We start from the raw sequence: 16716 nt of genomic DNA on the forward strand, positions 1-16716 counted from the left end.
GGTGACTGTCGGTGGCGTCACTACCCGAGTGGTCGAGTCGGGCTGCGGGGAACGCGTGCTCTTCTGCATCCACGGTGTCGGTTCCCGCGCCGATCGTTTCATCCCTGTGATGCCGGCCTTGGCGGCCTCCGGATTCCGAATCCTCTCCATGGACTTACCCGGTCATGGACTGGCCTCCAAACCGGCCGACTTCGGATACCGGCCCAGGGACTTCGCCCGATTCGTAGAGGGAGTCCTCGACGCTCTCGACCTGCGTGAGGTCATTATTCTGGGAACGTCCCTCGGCGGTCAGGTGGGTGCGACACTGGCCTGCAATCGGCCTGACTTGGTCGCCGGACTCGTGCTGATCGGAACCATGGGCATTGTCCCGATGGAAACAGAATGGATGGTGCCTCCCGAGAAGGTCTCGGACGGCAGCCCCGAGGCAGTGCGGGCGAAACTAACCTTCCTGGTGTCGTCTCCCGATCAGGTGGTCGATGCCTGGGTCCGGGAGGAATCCCAGATCAACTCTTCCGCAGGGGCGCGACAGGCCCTGCACAAGGCTGCCCAGGCGCTCAACGAGGATTCGGTAACGGACCTACAAACGGAAAGACTGCTGGAGTTCAGGCCTAACCTGCCCATCCTGCTCGTGTGGGGTGCGAACGACGGGTGGACGCCGTTGCCCATGGGGTACCGGAGCCGCGACGCACTTCCTGGGGCGGAGTTACGCGTGATGGACAACTGCGGTCATGCGCCTTATTTCGAGAACCCCGTCGAATTCGCCGGAATCGTCGAGGAGTTCTTCACTAATCAATCGGCCCACACTGGGCACAGCCAATCAGCCACAGGAGGCAATTGAAATGTCATCCAAGTACTTGCTCATCGAGAACGGCACCGTGATCGACGGGGACCTGAATCCTCCCATGGAGAACTGCGACGTCCTCGTTCGCGATGCGCGCATCGTCAAGGTCGGCAAGGTCAATATCGAGAATGACGTGCCTCGTGGCGCGGACCTGGAGGTCGTCGACGCCAGCGGCAAGACGGTGATGCCGGGCCTGATCGACATCCACTGCCACATGACGTATGGGCTTGCCCGGACCGAGGAAGAGATCAGCATGTATACGCCGCCAGAGCTGCGTACGTTGATCGCCGCGGTGAATGTGGAGAAGGTCTTGGCAGCTGGGGTTACCAGCATCTCCCAGCCCGGCGGCAGCTACTTCATCGGTGTGGGCCTGCGCGAAGGCATCCGTCAAGGCATCGTGCACGGCCCCCGGATGACCACCGCCGGTCGATACCTGACGACCAGCAATGGCCTGACTGATTGGTTCCCCGACTCGACCGGGGTTCCGGAGGCAAGCACCGGCCGCCTAACCAACACCAAGGACGACATGATCGACGAAATCCGTCGTCAGAAGAAGGGGGGTGTCGACCTCATCAAGCTCGCGGACTCCCCGTTCGGCGATTACCAGGCGTTCACAGACGACGAGCTGAAGATGTGTGCCGATCTCGCCCACCAGTTAGGCTTGCAGATCACGATCCATGCCCGCGGCGACGGTGAGATGAACGCAGCGGTGAACGCCGGCTTCGACCACATCATGCATGGCAACCACATGTCGGACGCCACGATCGAGAACCTCGCGAAGAGCCAGATTCCACTTGCTCCGACTCAGCTGCTGATGCACCACGTGGTCGAGTTTGCGAAGGAGGCCCGCGCCCGCCACTCGATCGTAGAGGCCACCAAGCGCATGAACGAGGCCACCATGGACTCCCTGCATCGCGCCTACAAGGCCGGCGTAAAGTTCGCAATGGGCACCGACAGTGGCTTCTCGCTCGTCCCCTATGGACAGTGGCACGCACGCGAACTCGAGATGCTGATGATGTACACCGGCATGAGCGCGCTCGAAGCCATCCAGGCCGGAACGAAGCACGGCGCCAACGCCATGAGGTTGCCCGACGATCTGGGTGTCATCGCAGAGGGCATGCTCGCCGACATCATTGTCGTCAACGGTGACCCGTTGAAGGACATCCGTGTCCTCTACCAGCCCGGGAAGGTGGAGGTAGTGATCCTGAATGGTGAGGTTCAGACCTTCCCCGATGACGTCCGCAGCACTTTCGTTCGCAACGATTACCTGCCCCATGAGTACGGATGGGACCTCATCACCTATGAGCGCGTCTATGAGGGAGCGGAAATCCCCAAGACCCAGCTCGACTGGTCCGGTGAGCGTCGCCGCGACATGCTCAACGACATACGCAAATTCGAGAAGCTTGCTGTTGCTCCCGTCGGAGTGTGACAGGAATCTCCCAGCAGCTGATCACGGCCGTTAGTCGCTGAAGACCAAGTGCTGGGAATGACGGTCAGACAGCTTGACGCGAGACGCGCGTCAAGCTGTCTGATCTGGATCCTCCCGGTTATATCAGCAGAAAAAATATGGACCTTCTCAGATATATCAGTACAGCAGTAGCCAGGTTCGGCAGAGCCTCAGTGCGCCGACTTCCGACCTGACGCCACTCCCGGCCCCGGATGTCGCCCGGTGGCCCTAGTCAGGCACTTCTTTCAGGAGCTTGAGGAGAGGAGTTAAACCGGCGGGACCATAAGGCCAATGAAACTCTCACCTTTTCATCAACCCGCATCAGCCCCCTGGAGAACCGTCCGTTCGAAACCGCGGCGGAGCGTCGCCACTGAAGCAAAAACCACGTCCAGAGGAGAAGACATTGTCCAGCAACACCGCCCTTTCTCCCTCCCGGCAACCAAGTCCGATAGAGACGGCCGTTTGCCAATCCATGAGCCATAGCCTAGCTGCCACCCTCTTGAAAATGCTGAGCGAGGCACCGGGGTATGCATACGATATTGCCCTCAGCCTAAAGGTCTCTCCCCATACGGTGGAACGCGAGCTCGGAAGGCTCGCCAAACAGGGGCTCGTGCTTCGAGTTAGGGATTCCGGAGGGAATTGGTTTCGTCTAATGAATCGTCAAGTGGCTGACGCGATCCACTCAATTTCCGTTCTCGCTTCCCCGGAGTAGATGTTCTGAACATTGCGACCTACGCAAAAGAACCCTATAAGAGAGCGTAAATCGAAAGGGCTTACCTTTTCCGGGGGGGGCATCGTGCCTCGGCCTGTTGTGGCAGCTCCGTTACCTCTGCAAGCCTTTAGGCGGCTGCTCTGGGACAGGCTGGCAGGGTAGGTTCTGACGGTCTCGGCCATTGGCTCGTGACTCCAACACCCCACGGCCCTCGTTGGGCCTTGCATCCTTATTGTCCGGTTGAGGGGAAGCCGCGGTGCCTGCCCGACCCACGCCGATGGCTTGATCACAGATTTGCCCGACCCCTGGAGCCGTGGCTCGCTACAGGAAAGCCTGGATTGACCTCTACCCGCGGTTGCAAGGCAGGTGTCGCGAATATTGCCCCGGCCGTCATGACTGACAGCAGGTTCGCCGCTGCCCAGGATCTGATCCGCAACGAAGAGCAACCAGCCCTGCAACTTACGCACTATCCGCCCAGACTAGGAGTTCCATTGTTTTCGAAGGTTTTGGTGGCCAATCGGGCCGAGATCGCCATCCGCGCGTTCCGTGCCGGATACGAGCTCGGGGCCAAGACGGTTGCCGTTTACCCCAACGAGGACCGCAACTCGATCCACCGGCAGAAGGCCGACGAGGCGTACCTGATCGGCGAGGAGGGGCACCCGGTCCGGGCGTACCTGAACGTTGATGAGATCGTCCGGGTCGCGAAGGAGGCGGGGGCGGATGCGATTTACCCGGGCTACGGGTTCCTGTCGGAGAATCCCGACCTGGCTCGGGCGGCCGCGGAGGCCGGGATCGCGTTTATCGGACCTCCGCCGGAGGTGCTGGAGCTGGCCGGCAACAAGGTCGCCGCGCTGAAGGCAGCCCGCGCGGCCGGGATCCCGGTACTGGCATCCTCGGAGCCGAGCGCCGACGTGGACTGGCTGATCGGCGAGGCGGACAGGATCGGGTTCCCGATCTTCGTCAAGGCCGTCGCCGGCGGCGGCGGGCGCGGCATGCGCCGGGTGGACACCCGCGAGGCGCTGCCGGAGGCCCTGGCCGCGGCGATGCGCGAGGCCGGGACCGCATTCGGGGATCCGACGGTGTTCCTGGAGATGGCGGTGCTGCGTCCGCGCCACATCGAGGTGCAGATTCTGGCGGACAAGGCCGGGAACGTGGTGCACCTGTTTGAGCGAGACTGTTCCCTGCAGCGGCGCCACCAGAAGGTCATCGAAATCGCCCCGGCCCCGAGCCTTGACGAGGACATTCGCCAGGCCTTGTACGCGGACGCGGTGAAGTTCGCCAAGGCGCTGAACTACCAGAACGCGGGCACCGTGGAGTTCCTGGTGGACACCGTGGGTGAACGGGCCGGGCAGCACGTGTTCATCGAGATGAACCCGCGCATCCAGGTCGAACACACGGTTACTGAGGAAATCACGGACGTGGACTTGGTGCAGGCGCAGATGCGCATCGCCGCCGGGGAGACCTTGGAGGACCTGGGCATCCGGCAAGAGGAGCTGAGCATCCGAGGCGCGGCCCTGCAGTGCCGTATTACGACGGAGGACCCCTCCAACGGGTTCCGCCCGGATGTGGGTACCATCACCGTGTACCGCTCTGCGGGCGGGTCCGGGGTGCGTTTGGACGGCGGGACCATCTATACCGGCGCCGAGGTCTCCCCGCACTTCGACTCGATGCTGGTCAAGCTCACCTGCCGGGGGCGGGACTACCTGGCGGCCGTTGCCCGGGCGAGGCGCGCGCTGGCCGAGTTCCGCGTGCGCGGGGTGGCCACGAACATCCCGTTTCTGATGAACGTGCTGGATGATACGCAGTTCGTCGCCGGGGACGTGGCCACCGACTTCATCGACTCCCGGCCCGACCTGCTGGTCGGCAACCGGTCCCAGGACCGTGGCACCAAGGCGCTGTCCTTTTTGGCCGACGTCACGGTGAACAGGCCCAACGGGGCCCGCCGGGATGGGATCGACCCGCGGGAGAAGCTCCCCTCCTTCCCAGGGGACAAGCGCCAGGAGCCATCCCGGTCCCCGTTCGACGACCCTGTCGAGGTAGCCCCTGTCGCCGGCTGGCGTCAGCGCCTGCTTCACCTTGGCCCGGAGGGCTTCGCCCGCGCCTTGCGCGAACAGTCTGCAGTGGCGGTCACGGACACCACTTTCCGCGACGCGCACCAGTCGCTGTTGGCTACCCGGGTCCGCACCCGCGACCTGCTCGCCGCGGCCCCCGCCTACGCGCACACCCTGCCGCAACTGTTCTCCATGGAGGTCTGGGGAGGGGCGACCTACGACGTCGCGCTGCGCTTTTTGAGCGAGGACCCGTGGGAGCGCCTGGCCCTGCTGCGCCGGGCCTTGCCGAACATCCCGCTGCAGATGCTGCTGCGCGGACGCAACACCGTCGGCTACACCCCCTACCCTACCGAGGTCACCGACGCGTTCGTGGCCGAGGCCGCGGACACCGGCATCGACATCTTCCGCATCTTCGACGCCCTCAACGACGTCTCCCAGATGGCCCCAGCCATCCGAGCCGTCAGGAACACCGGCATCGCCGTGGCCGAGGTCGCCCTGTGCTACTCCGGGAACCTGTTGGACTCGGCCGAGGACGTCTACACCCTCGAGTACTACCTGGATCTGGCCCAGAAAATCGTCGACGCCGGCGCGCACATCCTGGCGATCAAGGACATGGCCGGGCTGCTGCGGCCGGCCGCGGCCGGGATCCTGGTCACTGCGCTGCGCGAGCGCTTCGACCTGCCCGTGCACCTGCACACCCACGACACCGCCGGTGGCCAATTGGCCACCCTGCTGGCCGCCGTGGACGCGGGCGTGGACGCCGTCGACGTCGCGGCGGCCTCCATGGCCGGGACCACATCCCAGCCCCCGGCCTCCGCACTGGTCGCCGCGCTGGCCAACACCGAGCGCGATACCGGCATCGAACTCCAGGCCGCCGCCGCGATGGAACCCTACTGGGAGGCGGTGCGGGCCATGTACGCACCGTTCGAGTCCGGCTTGGCCGGGCCTACGGGCCGGGTCTACCGGCACGAGATCCCTGGCGGGCAGCTGTCCAACCTGCGCCAGCAGGCGATCGCCCTCGGCTTGGGCGAGCGGTTCGAGGCCATCGAGGACATGTACACCGCAGCCAACAAGATCCTAGGACGTCCCACCAAGGTCACTCCATCCTCGAAGGTGGTCGGGGACCTGGCCCTGCAGCTGGTGGGCATGAATGTGGACCCTGACGAGTTCGAGGCCAACCCAGCCGCGTTCGACATCCCCGACTCCGTCATCCAGTTCCTCTCCGGGGAGCTCGGGGATCCGGCCGGAGGCTGGCCCGAACCCTTCCGCACCAAGGCCCTGGCCGGCCGCACCGTGCGCCCCCACGTAGAGAAACTCACCAAGGAGGACTCCGCGGCCCTGGCCGCCGATTCGGCCACACGCCGGGCCGCCCTGAACCGGCTGCTCTTCGCCGGTCCCACCCGGGACTACGAGAAGGCGGTGTCTGAATACGGGGACGTGTCCATCCTGCACACCCGCGACTACCTCTACGGGATGCGCAAGAACCACGAACACGTGATCCCTTTGGGCAAGGGCGTGCGCCTGTTGGTGACCCTGCAGGCCATCTCGGATCCCGACGAGAAGGGCATGCGTACCGTTTTGTGCACCCTCAACGGGCAGGCGCGCAGCATCACGGTCAGGGACCGCAACGTCGAATCCACCGCCCGGTCCGCCGAAAAGGCTGACGCGTCCAACCCCGGCCACATCGCGGCCCCCTTCGCTGGAGCAGTCACCGCGACCGTCAAGGTCGGAGACACCGTCGAGGCCGGAGCCACCGTCGCGACCATCGAGGCCATGAAGATGGAAGCCGGCATCACCACCTCCACCGCCGGCACCATCTCCCGCCTCGCCATCGATGGAATCGCCCAAGTCCAGGGTGGAGACCTGCTCCTCGAAATCAAAACCGAGGCCTAACAATTCCGTTCCCCGGGCTTCTTGGCAGCCCGGGGAACGAGGTCCGGACAGCTCGGAACCTCCGCAAGCGGCCCGGGGGTCCCTATGTTCTTCGTCAAGGGTTCAGGCTGCCTTGAGCTGAGTGTTTCGTAGAGGGTCACGTCGCGGAGCATGGCGTAGAGGACGTCGCAGCGGCGCCTGGCGGGGCAGACCGTTGGTAATATGTAAAGCATCCCTTTTGCTGGCTAAGGAAGAGGACCCATAAGTGACAACACCCCAGGTGCCTCAACGTTCGGCCCTTGTTCAGCAAGTCATTGCCATCCTGAAGAGCAATATAGCCTCCGGCGCCTGGCCGGTCGGAAGCAGGGTGCCGTTGGAGGCAGACCTACTTGCCCAGTACGGGGTGAGCCGTGTCACTCTGCGCCAAGCGGTCCAGTCACTCGTTCATGTCGGGATGCTTGAGACCATCCAAGGCAGTGGAACTTTTGTTCGGGCAGCCAGTGAGCTTGACACCGTTCTGGCGCGCTTTGTCGCCGGGGAGGACCTGACGTACGTGTTGGAAGCGCGACTCGCTATTGAAGCGCAGGCCTCCGAAATCGCGGCAACACGAGCAACCGCCGAAGATATTTCGACATTAGAGGCGTTGCTGGATAAGTCACGGCGTGCCGCCGAAGGCGATGACGTCAATATTTTGGCGCCGCTGTCGGCTACCCTTCATCAGGCAATCGTCGACGCGGCCCAGAACCCGGTGCTTTCGCGGCTCTATCGAGGTATCGACGAAGGAATCGAACGTTCAGTCAGGCAAGCCTCGGCCCACCAACCCCTCACCGTCTTCGTCGACGAGCACAGCTTAATCGTGGAGGCAATCAAGAGCGGAGACGGGGCGGGCGCAGCGGCGGCCGCTAGGGCCCATCTCCTGGGGGCAATTCGCGAGCAAGACGACGTTTCCGGAACCTCTGCGCGAACTGGGGTGAAGTAGTTGCGGCCATCCACGCCGTAACGCACGTAGAGGCCTTTCCATCTTGAAAGCGCTACGTCGGCTGCCTTCGAGTGCCGTGGCCGGCGGGATTGCAGGACTTTGTACCTGCAACTAACAGCCCCTGCTCATCGTCTCTGCAAGCTGTTCGATTAGGGGACCTGTAGCGTCAACCGCGCCTAGAATTTCCTGGCCGGGACAAGGGGAGTTGCAGGGTTTGACCGACTTTCACAGGCGGGCCATTCTAGGTGTGACGCAGAGGGCCGCAGTCGCGCCTTGCGAACAAGCATGGCCAGTTTGATGGCTTTTGCGGGAACGGTGCCGGTCGTTTTGAGGGTCGCTGTGCCCCCAGCCACTAGCTAATCTCGCCGTGCCGCCGTGCCTCTGTCATAAGACGGTGTTGCACAACGAGAAAGGGATGCTCTTATACTCTTTGAGTGACTACTCAGCTAAATGGATCAAATCGACGTTTGTTTTCGCCGTGGGCCACCACTGCATGCTGCGCCGCCATGACGGGACTCGGACTGCTGTGGGCCGCCTATGGGCCAGCTATTCCACAGCTTCAAGAGCAGTTCGGCATTGACAAAAGTGTTGCCGGGCTACCCTTTGCGATTCAGTCGGCGTGTTCGGTGGTGGGTGCTCTCTCGGTGCAAATGGTGCTACGCCGATTTGGGTATCGAGCGGCGTTCGGTGGCGCGTTCCTCGCTCTGGGCATCGGGGCGCTCATCATCGGTACGGTTCCCGCTTGGTCCGCGATTCTGACGGGGGCGGTCCTGGCCGGCCTTGGCCTAGGCTGCTGCGACACTCTTGTTAGCCAAGCATTCATCACTGGCCAGGGCCGCCGTGGCGCAGCCATGGTCAACATTGCTCATGGGTGCTTCGGTGTCGGGACGGTACTGGCCCCCGGCCTGCTCGCGGTCCTGGGGGCAGAGCGCTGGTCCCTAATGTTCCTGGTCGTTGCTTGCCTTATGCTCTTCGCCGTCACCGGAGTGAAAGGGATTGCCAGCTGGAAAGAGCCGAAAACCGTACACTCCATGAAGGTGAACCGGGGGACCCGCCCCGTCCAAGTGTGGGTCATCGCAGGCTTCTTGGTGCTTTACATAGCTCATTTTGGCGTGCAATCCGGTATCGGCACCTGGGAGCCAACACGGCTCATGGATCAAGGCCATAGTGAAATCCAGGCAACGCTTGCCGTCTCGGGTTACTGGCTGGCCATGGTTTTGGGCCGGGTCGCGGCCATTCCTTTCACGGCCCGGTTCCGTCCCTCCAGCATCGTGATAGTCAGCTCCGCCGGGATGACACTCGCCTTGTTCGTCGCCGTCGTCGTACCTGACTCGGCGGTATGGGCATATCTGCTCGCAGGGCTAATGATCGGCCCAATCTTCCCAACGGGGCTCACATGGTTGATGACAAGCGGCTATGCCCGTGGCGGGACCTTCAGCTATGTTGTAGCAAGTGCCCTAGCCGGCTCAATTTTTTTGCCACCACTGCTCGGGATACTATTCCAGACTCATGGTTCCGACGCACTCGCGCCCACAGTCCTGGCAGTTTCGGTCGTTACAGTGGCGGCAACAATCCTGGTCGCACGGCTGCTGCGACCTGCGCACGAGTCCAAAAAGTCCCTGTGCCCCCGACGCCAATTCCCGAGGGAGCCGAACACTGTCAGGATCCGCCGCGGTTACTGCACGGCGCGCCGACCAAATCAGTGTTTGTCTCAGCGGACCAGCAGCCGGTCTTGAGCCTTTTCGCGGCGTTCACGTAGCGGCGGGAGCCTGCTCGAAGACATCAGCTTAAAGCCCAGCGCACATTGGGTCGTTCCGCTGCAGGTGTGCTGGGCGAATAATCGGTATGCACTGGAAACGTTGGAGAGCATATCGACCTGTTGAGTTCCGCATCTATCGCGGCGAAGGAGACACCGGTGGAGGGGCAGCTTGAGATTTTGATCGAGATCCTCAGAACTGACGATGTTTGAGTCCCGAGATGCGTAGGCATGCTCATCGCACCTTTCAGGCCGTCAAACGTGTCCCTGAGTACGACCAATTCATACCGGGGATGAACTTCTGCCGACGCGGTTTATGACCTCTGGACGCCACCAACGCTGCGTGCGGTGACACGACCAGGGAAGCTCATCAAGCGAGATGGAGAGATGCAGGGAAACGGTTGTGGGAGGAAGCCCGAGGTGGTTTCACCGCATCGATCCCGAGTAATGCACTCGCGCTCGCACAACTGAATCAAGCGCTGGGACTGGGATAGCTGTTGAAAGCCGTTCCTGCTTCTTTTCGATGACGCCTTCGAGCGGCGTGGCCGTTCTCCGTGACGCACTCTTCCGGCCTTGCGTCTTAGCTCTGCCCGGCTGACTGCCGTCGCCCCTCAGCCAGTTTTGTTAGTTATGGAGCGGACACGTTGCAAGCGCAAGGTGTTAATCTTCGACCGGACGGCGCATGGCTCCGGGCGCCGATTGCTAAGGTTCGGCCGGAATCGACAAGTAGGGTTAGCCCGGCTTAGGGCAGTTCCAGTGTTCGCGCTTCATCCGTAGGAGATCGCCGTTCTTGGCTGGATCGAGCACTTGGCTTTTCCAGATCTGTTCGGGGTCTTCGAAGAATTCCGCGAAGTAGGGATCGGAAACCCAGGTATCGAGCATTGTCAGGGCGGCTGCCTGCCGGCCCCGATCACTACTTTCGTGGGCGTCAAGGAACTCGCCTTCCCAAGCGCAGCGCCAGTACGTGGACGCTATGCTCTCGCCAAGCGAGTCGGCTTCGTAACGTGCGTGAGGGTCGTCGTAGCCCTTGGGAATAGTCGCAGGCCAGTCAGTACCTTCGGGAAGGGCGTGGGGAAAGCTCTCGACCGCCGCCAGATAGAAGGCCGGAATGTCCTTGAGACCGATGAAGCCCAAATCGTCGACCAGAGTCTCCAACGGAGGACCGGAAGTCGGGGCAGCGCTTGGCGATGCAGGAAAGGCTTCGGGCTCCGCGACAGCCTCAGTTGCTCCTGCCGCAGCCTCCGTCGCAGAAACCCCGGGCCCCGGACCGCTGCCGCAGCCGGTCAAGGGCAGCACGAGAACAACCGCAGCAGCTCTCAGTACGGCAAAACGGCCCAATATGTCCCCCTGATGTAAACGTTTTTCCTACGCTATCCGCGGATCTCTCGGCAGGGATGGATTCGGACATTGCGAAGCAATAACTTCCGATCACGAGATAGGTGAAGCCTAACCCTCGAACCCTGGTGGCATGGTCACGGCGCAACCGAGGGTCTATCAACTGAACAGGCTGCGGCGTCGGGCAGCCGGATCCGCACCGCTTTCCCCGGACACTAGTAAGCACGGCAGCCGGCGGTCCTTCCCGATGGAAGGATTCATCAGTATGCTTTTCATCGATGCGGCGAACAGGAAGTCTGACCACCAGAAGCCCGGCGCCGCGCGGCTTTAACAAGAATCGGCATATTTCGGCCACTGGTCGGAATGGATGGCGCCTTGCGCCGGAAACGGAGATTTCTGATGAGCAACGAAACAGGTTCCACGCCGCTGTCGCCGGAGGAACTTGAAGCCCAATCCGGGACGGCGCTGCCGGACAAGGAAGTCGCCTCCATTCTGGATTTAAATGCGGACCTGGACCTGGCCATCGATGCCGCCGCGCCGATCGACCTGGCCGTTGCAGCGAACGCCAACGTTGCGGCCCCCATCGATGCTGCCGTCTCGGCCAACATCCTCTCCGACGGCTCCAGCGCGCAGGCCCTGTCCGATCAGGGAGTCATCATCGACCAGGGCATCGCTGCCGACGCGACCGCCGAGTCTGCACAGGACAGCACCATCGACCAGGGCAACGACACCGTGGACGGTGCAGAGACAACCGCTGGCTCCGCGGCTGCCGGCACGGACGCGGCGGCGGGCGATTCCGGCCTGCCGCAGCAGGGCATCACCGGGCAGGAGGCCACTGATCCGGCGCTGCTGCCGGACGGCACACTGCCCGACACTGGATCGGTCACGGAGGGCCTCGGCTCGAGCCTCGACGGGAACCTGCTCAACATCAACGTTGACCTTGCCGCGGACGCCGATATTGCCGCCCCGATTAACGGTGCCGTGGCTGCGAATGCCAACGTCGCTGCGCCGATTGACGCAGCAGTTGCCGCAAACATCGGTTCGATAGACAGCCAGGCGACCGCGGTGTCGCAGCAGGACGCCATCATCAACCAACAGATCGACGGTGCCGCCGAGGCCAACGCCGGCCAGCAGTCCGACCTCGAACAATAGTCCCCGCATGACCATGAGTCCGAGCGGGCCGCCAGCCCTTGGCGGCCCGCTGCCCGGCGGCCAGCCTGCACACTCCATCGACGTCCCGGTACTGGCCGACGGCGTGCAACTCCTCGGAACGGCACAGGGTTCCGGCTACCGGGAGCCACCCGCGCTGGCCCGGCGCGCAGACGGGCAAGCGATCCAGCTCACACCACTGCTTTATGCAGTGCTGGAGGGCGTGGACGGCTCCCGCAACCTCGACCAAATCGCGGACCATGCTGGTGGTACGTCGGGCAGGCTGATCACTGCCGGAAACGTGCTGACCCTGATAGAAAAGCAGTTGTTGCCGCTGGGTCTGTTGCGTCTTGCTGACGGCTCGGAACCCGTCGTCAAGAAATCCAGCCCGCTCTTGGGCATGCGCTTCCGCTACACGGTCACCGATCCCGTGCGGACCCGGAAGCTGACCACGCCGTTCGCCGCACTGTTCCATCCCCTGATCGTCATGCCAGTTACGGTTGCGTTCCTGGTGGTGTGCTGGTGGGTGCTCATGGTCAAGGGCCTGGGCTCGGCAACGCACGAAGCCTTCGCCAACCCCGGCTTGCTGCTGCTGGTTTTCGCCCTGACCATCCTCTCGGCCGGCTTCCACGAGTTCGGCCACGCCGCCGCGGCCCGCCGCGGCGGCGCCACCCCGGGCGCCATGGGCGTAGGCCTGTACCTCATCTGGCCCGCCTTCTACACCGACGTGACGGACTCCTACCGGTTGGGTCGCGGCGGCCGGATCCGCACGGACCTTGGCGGCTTGTACTTCAACGCCATAGTCGTGGTGGGCACCATGTGCGTCTGGCTGCTCACCGGCTTCGATGCGCTGCTGCTGGTTGTAGTGACCCAGATACTGCAAATGGTGCGCCAACTGCTGCCCCTGGTCCGGTTCGACGGCTACCACATCCTCGCCGACGCAACCGGCGTCCCCGACCTTTTTCAACGCATCAAGCCCACCCTGCTAGGGCTGCTGCCCTGGCGGTGGTCGGACCCCGAACCAAAGATGCTTAAACCCTGGGCGAGGGCTGTCGTGACCGCGTGGGTCCTGGTCACGGTTCCGCTGCTCCTGTTCTGCCTCTTCATGATGGTGATCTCGCTTCCCCGCGTGGTGGGGACGGCCTGGGCCAGCATGATGGAACAACAAAGGCTGCTGGCGGACGCCAGTTCGGACGGAGACCTCGTTGGCATGGCCGTGCGTGTCCTGGCCATCGCCGCCGTCGCCCTGCCCATTCTCGGCATCGCCTACATCCTGCTGCGCATGGCCCGCCAACTCGGCACCGCGGTCTGGGCGAAAACCCGTGGCCGGCCGCTTCGGCGGGCTACCGCCATTGCCGCCGTCGTCGCAGTTCTCGCCGGCCTGGCCTGGGCCTGGTGGCCCGATGACGGGGCGTACCGCCCGGTGCAGCCCTACGAACGCGGAACCTTGTTCGATGCAGCTGCTTCCATCGCCCCGGTTTCCTCTGTAGGGCTTGCCGAGGGCCGCGGCGGGACAACGCTGACGGCGTGGCCGTCCGGAAAGGACCTGCCCGGACCGGCGAATCCCCAACTGGCGATGGTCCTGGTTCCCCGCGGGGCCTCCACCGCGGATACCAACGAACATCCCACGAACGACGGCGGCGTCCGCGCCGATGCTGATACTGGCGCCGGGGACACGCGGCCGGCCTGGGTCTTCCCCTTCGACCGACCACTGGCGCCGAAGGAAGACGGAAACCAGGCCCTGGCTGTCAACGTCGAGGATGGATCCGTTGTCTATGACGTTGCCTTCGCCCTGGTCTGGGCCCAAGGCGGACCGGTAGAGGCCACGAACGAGGCGTACGCGTTCGCCTCCTGCCGGGGCTGCACCGCGGTCGCCGTCGGCTTCCAAGTTGTCCTGGTCCTCGGCCAGGCGGACGTCGTGGTCCCTCAAAACCTCTCGGCCGCGGCCAACTACAACTGCATCGAATGCCTCACCTACGCTCTAGCCAGCCAGCTTGTCCTTACCCTCGACGGTCCGCTCAGCGACGCAGGGATGGCCAAATTGGAAACCCTGTGGGAAGAGATAGCAGCCTACGGGCGGTCGCTTGAAGACATTCCCTTAAGCGAAATCCAAGCCCGGCTCAACGACTACAAGACGCGAATTCTCGGCGTCATCGAGCAGGACGCCGCGCTGAGTGACAGCCGCGCCGGCGCAGACACCGACGCGGACACCGATACTCAGCCGACCTCCGAGCAGGGCACGGACCGGGAGCCTCAACCGCCGGGCGAATCAACCACCGTTACGCCAGAGACGGGCAGCCCTGACCCGGACTCGTCAGCGGATGCAACACCACCCCCAACGGATACCGATAGCGAGCCGGAACCAGCCCCGATAACGCCCAGCACTCTGCAGCCCGCACCCGTGCCGGAGCCGACTCCTGAACCCGCTCCGGCTAAGGAACCGACGCCGGTGCCGACCGGGGCCGACGCCGCCACGCGCTGACCAGAAGCCAGATACTCCAGACGATGCTCGTCGCTATCCCCGCCAGGGTCGGCACGGCGTTGGCCGGGGAAAAACCTTCGGTGCCAATGACCCAGCTCTGGACCAGGTAGGCAAATCCGGTCAGGGCCAGGAAGGAACCCACGAACCTGGACACTTTGCCGCTCCAGATGATCGCCACGGCAAACAGCACAAACGAGGTACCCAGCAGCAGGCTCTGGTAGCTCCTGACCCCCCATTCCAGCCAGCGGATGCCTTCCGCGACATCGAGGCGGGCAGCCTTCTCCGCCTCCGGTGCCGCGGCCCACGCGTCCACGGCATGTTTTAGGGCGACGCCGTCCACGGCTTGGAGGACCGCATAAAGCGCCAGCGCTGCCACGGCGGCGACGGCGGCAAACCTCGCCAGCCAGGCTGCGGCGCCGCGATGGAGGTCCAGGGCCACGAACAGGACCAGCAGTCCGGCAACCAGGATCGCCATCCCCACGAATTGGCCCAGATGGATCCCGGTCCACGCAGCACTGTCCGCATACTCGGAGAACGCGGCTGCATGATTGTTGGCGCTGGCGTTGTCAGGGTGGAAAAGCCCGGCCAGCAGCGAGACCAGCACGCCGGCAAAAAGCAGAATTGCAGCCAGCCGCAACGGCAAACGGATGGGCGCGGAGGAGTCCGGCTCACTTTCCGGAGTGGGACGGACGACGCCGTCTTGATCCATCGGGATCCACCTCCTGACGGTGCCGGCCGCGTCTGCTGCCCTGAGGGGAGCCGGCACACAGGGGCCGGACAAGACAACGGCATCAAGCCCCATGATCCAAACAGTGTGCTCCGGACGTCACCACTTGTCGAGAAGACCGCAAGGGGCGCGGATCGCCACCGGCGGTGGAGTTGACGGACGTCCGGCCGGAGGCGGCTTCGGCTGCTCCTTCGCGCGGACTGGCTACACTGACGGCATCAACGGTGATCGGGGGCGCGGTGAAGCAGGAGTGGCGAACGGGAGATCGCCGGCGCGTGTTCAGGGTCGCTGGTGCGGCAGCGCTGACGCTGGGCGTCCTGACGGCGTGCGGGCAGTTGCCGGGCGATGACGGCCAGGCACAACGCGAACCGGCCGAGGTGGTTGATGCCGTTGACTGCACGGCAGGCGGCCGAGCGAATGAGCAAGGGGAGCCGGGCGTGGCGCCGCTGCCCGCTGCCGGCGGGGTGCCGGAAGGGTTTGTTGCGGTCGAAGCGATCCGTTGCGACGCCTTCATGTTGGCCACTCTCGAAGACGAGGAAGGTCTGTGGTCGGCGGTCACGGAGGAGCGCCTTGCCGGGGACCTGATCGCGCTGGTGGACGCCTTGGCCCAGCCGAGCGACCAGCCGAGGGCGAACCAAGCCTGCACGGCGGACATGGAACTGGTTCCCGATCTCTGGCTGGTGGATGTCGAGGGCCGGGCCATGCGCGCGGCATGGCCGACGAATTCCTGCGGGAAGACGAAGCCCGGAGTCCGCGAGGTCCTTGGCGGCATGGAGGTGGTGGAGTCCACGCAGCACAAGCTGGAACTCATCCAACCGCGGGCGGCGCTGGACGCGAACTGCCCGGCGGAATGGAGCATAACGCCTTTAACGGGAATTGCCCTTGAACCGCCGATGGGGGATCTGCCCGGTCCCGGTGCTTCCCGCGATGGCGAGGGCGTACCAGGCTCCCCGGGTCTGCTGCCCAGTGCGGATGAAGCCGACACACTGCGGATTTGCCAGTACCGAACGGGCCCGGCACTGAACGAAGAGGATGGTCCTCCTGCTGGTGCGGAGCAGGATCTGCCGTTTGAAAGCGTCAAGATCGTGTCGGGAACGTTCTCGGGTGGTGGAAGCCTTGGTGGCTCGGCCAAGGATGCCATTTTGAAAGCAGCCGCGGCTGACGCTATTGATGGCACATGCGACGATGAGGCGGCGGAGTTCGCGGTGTTGTGGCCGGTCGCCGACGGGCTGGACGTCGGCGCACCGTTGACAGCAGAACTCGATGGCTGCCAGCGGCTCTTCGGGCCCGACGGCGCAGCCCGGAACCTGCCGCGCGAGGCGAGCACCGCCGTCGTCGTCGCGTTGGAGAAGTGAGGGGAAGCCG

General features: G+C 63.9%; 10 protein-coding genes. 8 read left to right on the plus strand and 2 right to left on the minus strand.

Going from position 1 to position 16716, the window contains the following annotated elements:
- Nucleotides 1–28 precede the first annotated feature (28 nt).
- From AB0N75_RS10530 to AB0N75_RS10550, 5 genes are all read left to right on the plus strand, one after another.
- Nucleotides 29–838 carry an alpha/beta hydrolase gene (locus AB0N75_RS10530; protein ID WP_364649030.1) on the plus strand — a complete coding sequence of 270 codons (810 nt, stop codon included), beginning with the start codon at nt 29–31 and terminating at the stop codon, nt 836–838.
- A gap of 1 nt (nt 839) precedes the next feature.
- A complete protein-coding gene (locus AB0N75_RS10535) occupies nt 840–2270 on the plus strand; it encodes an amidohydrolase family protein (RefSeq protein ID WP_364649033.1) in 1431 nt (476 codons plus the stop codon).
- A gap of 1221 nt (nt 2271–3491) precedes the next feature.
- Entirely contained in the window at nt 3492–6944 is a 3453-nt protein-coding gene (locus AB0N75_RS10540; protein WP_364649036.1) for a pyruvate carboxylase, read from the plus strand.
- A 244-nt stretch (nt 6945–7188) separates the two neighbouring features.
- Nucleotides 7189–7902 carry an FCD domain-containing protein gene (locus AB0N75_RS10545; protein ID WP_364649039.1) on the plus strand — a complete coding sequence of 238 codons (714 nt, stop codon included), beginning with the start codon at nt 7189–7191 and terminating at the stop codon, nt 7900–7902.
- A gap of 434 nt (nt 7903–8336) precedes the next feature.
- A complete protein-coding gene (locus AB0N75_RS10550; RefSeq protein ID WP_364649042.1) occupies nt 8337–9638 on the plus strand; it encodes an MFS transporter in 1302 nt (433 codons plus the stop codon).
- Between the two features lie 752 nt (nt 9639–10390).
- On the opposite strand, the gene AB0N75_RS10555 is transcribed toward AB0N75_RS10550, so the two are convergent.
- Nucleotides 10391–10813: a hypothetical protein gene (locus AB0N75_RS10555; protein WP_364649045.1), complete on the minus strand. Its 423-nt coding sequence runs from the start codon at nt 10811–10813 to the stop codon at nt 10391–10393.
- 579 nt (nt 10814–11392) lie between these two features.
- Between AB0N75_RS10555 and AB0N75_RS10560 the strand changes: the two genes are divergently transcribed.
- Complete coding sequence (locus AB0N75_RS10560) at nt 11393–12145, plus strand: peptidoglycan-binding protein (RefSeq protein WP_364649048.1); 753 nt, start codon at nt 11393–11395, stop codon at nt 12143–12145.
- 7 nt (nt 12146–12152) lie between these two features.
- On the plus strand, nt 12153–14624 hold the full coding sequence (locus AB0N75_RS10565) for a hypothetical protein (RefSeq protein ID WP_364649051.1): 2472 nt from the start codon (nt 12153–12155) through the stop codon (nt 14622–14624).
- On the opposite strand, the gene AB0N75_RS10570 is transcribed toward AB0N75_RS10565, so the two are convergent.
- Nucleotides 14575–15333 carry a hypothetical protein gene (locus tag AB0N75_RS10570; RefSeq protein WP_364649054.1) on the minus strand — a complete coding sequence of 253 codons (759 nt, stop codon included), beginning with the start codon at nt 15331–15333 and terminating at the stop codon, nt 14575–14577. The two genes, AB0N75_RS10565 and AB0N75_RS10570, sit on opposite strands and share 50 nt — an antisense overlap.
- Nucleotides 15334–15575: 242 nt before the next feature.
- Between AB0N75_RS10570 and AB0N75_RS10575 the strand changes: the two genes are divergently transcribed.
- Complete coding sequence (locus tag AB0N75_RS10575; RefSeq protein ID WP_364649057.1) at nt 15576–16706, plus strand: hypothetical protein; 1131 nt, start codon at nt 15576–15578, stop codon at nt 16704–16706.
- Nucleotides 16707–16716 lie beyond the last annotated feature (10 nt).

The organism is Arthrobacter sp. NPDC089319 (assembly GCF_040684925.1).
GTDB lineage: Bacteria > Actinomycetota > Actinomycetes > Actinomycetales > Micrococcaceae > Crystallibacter.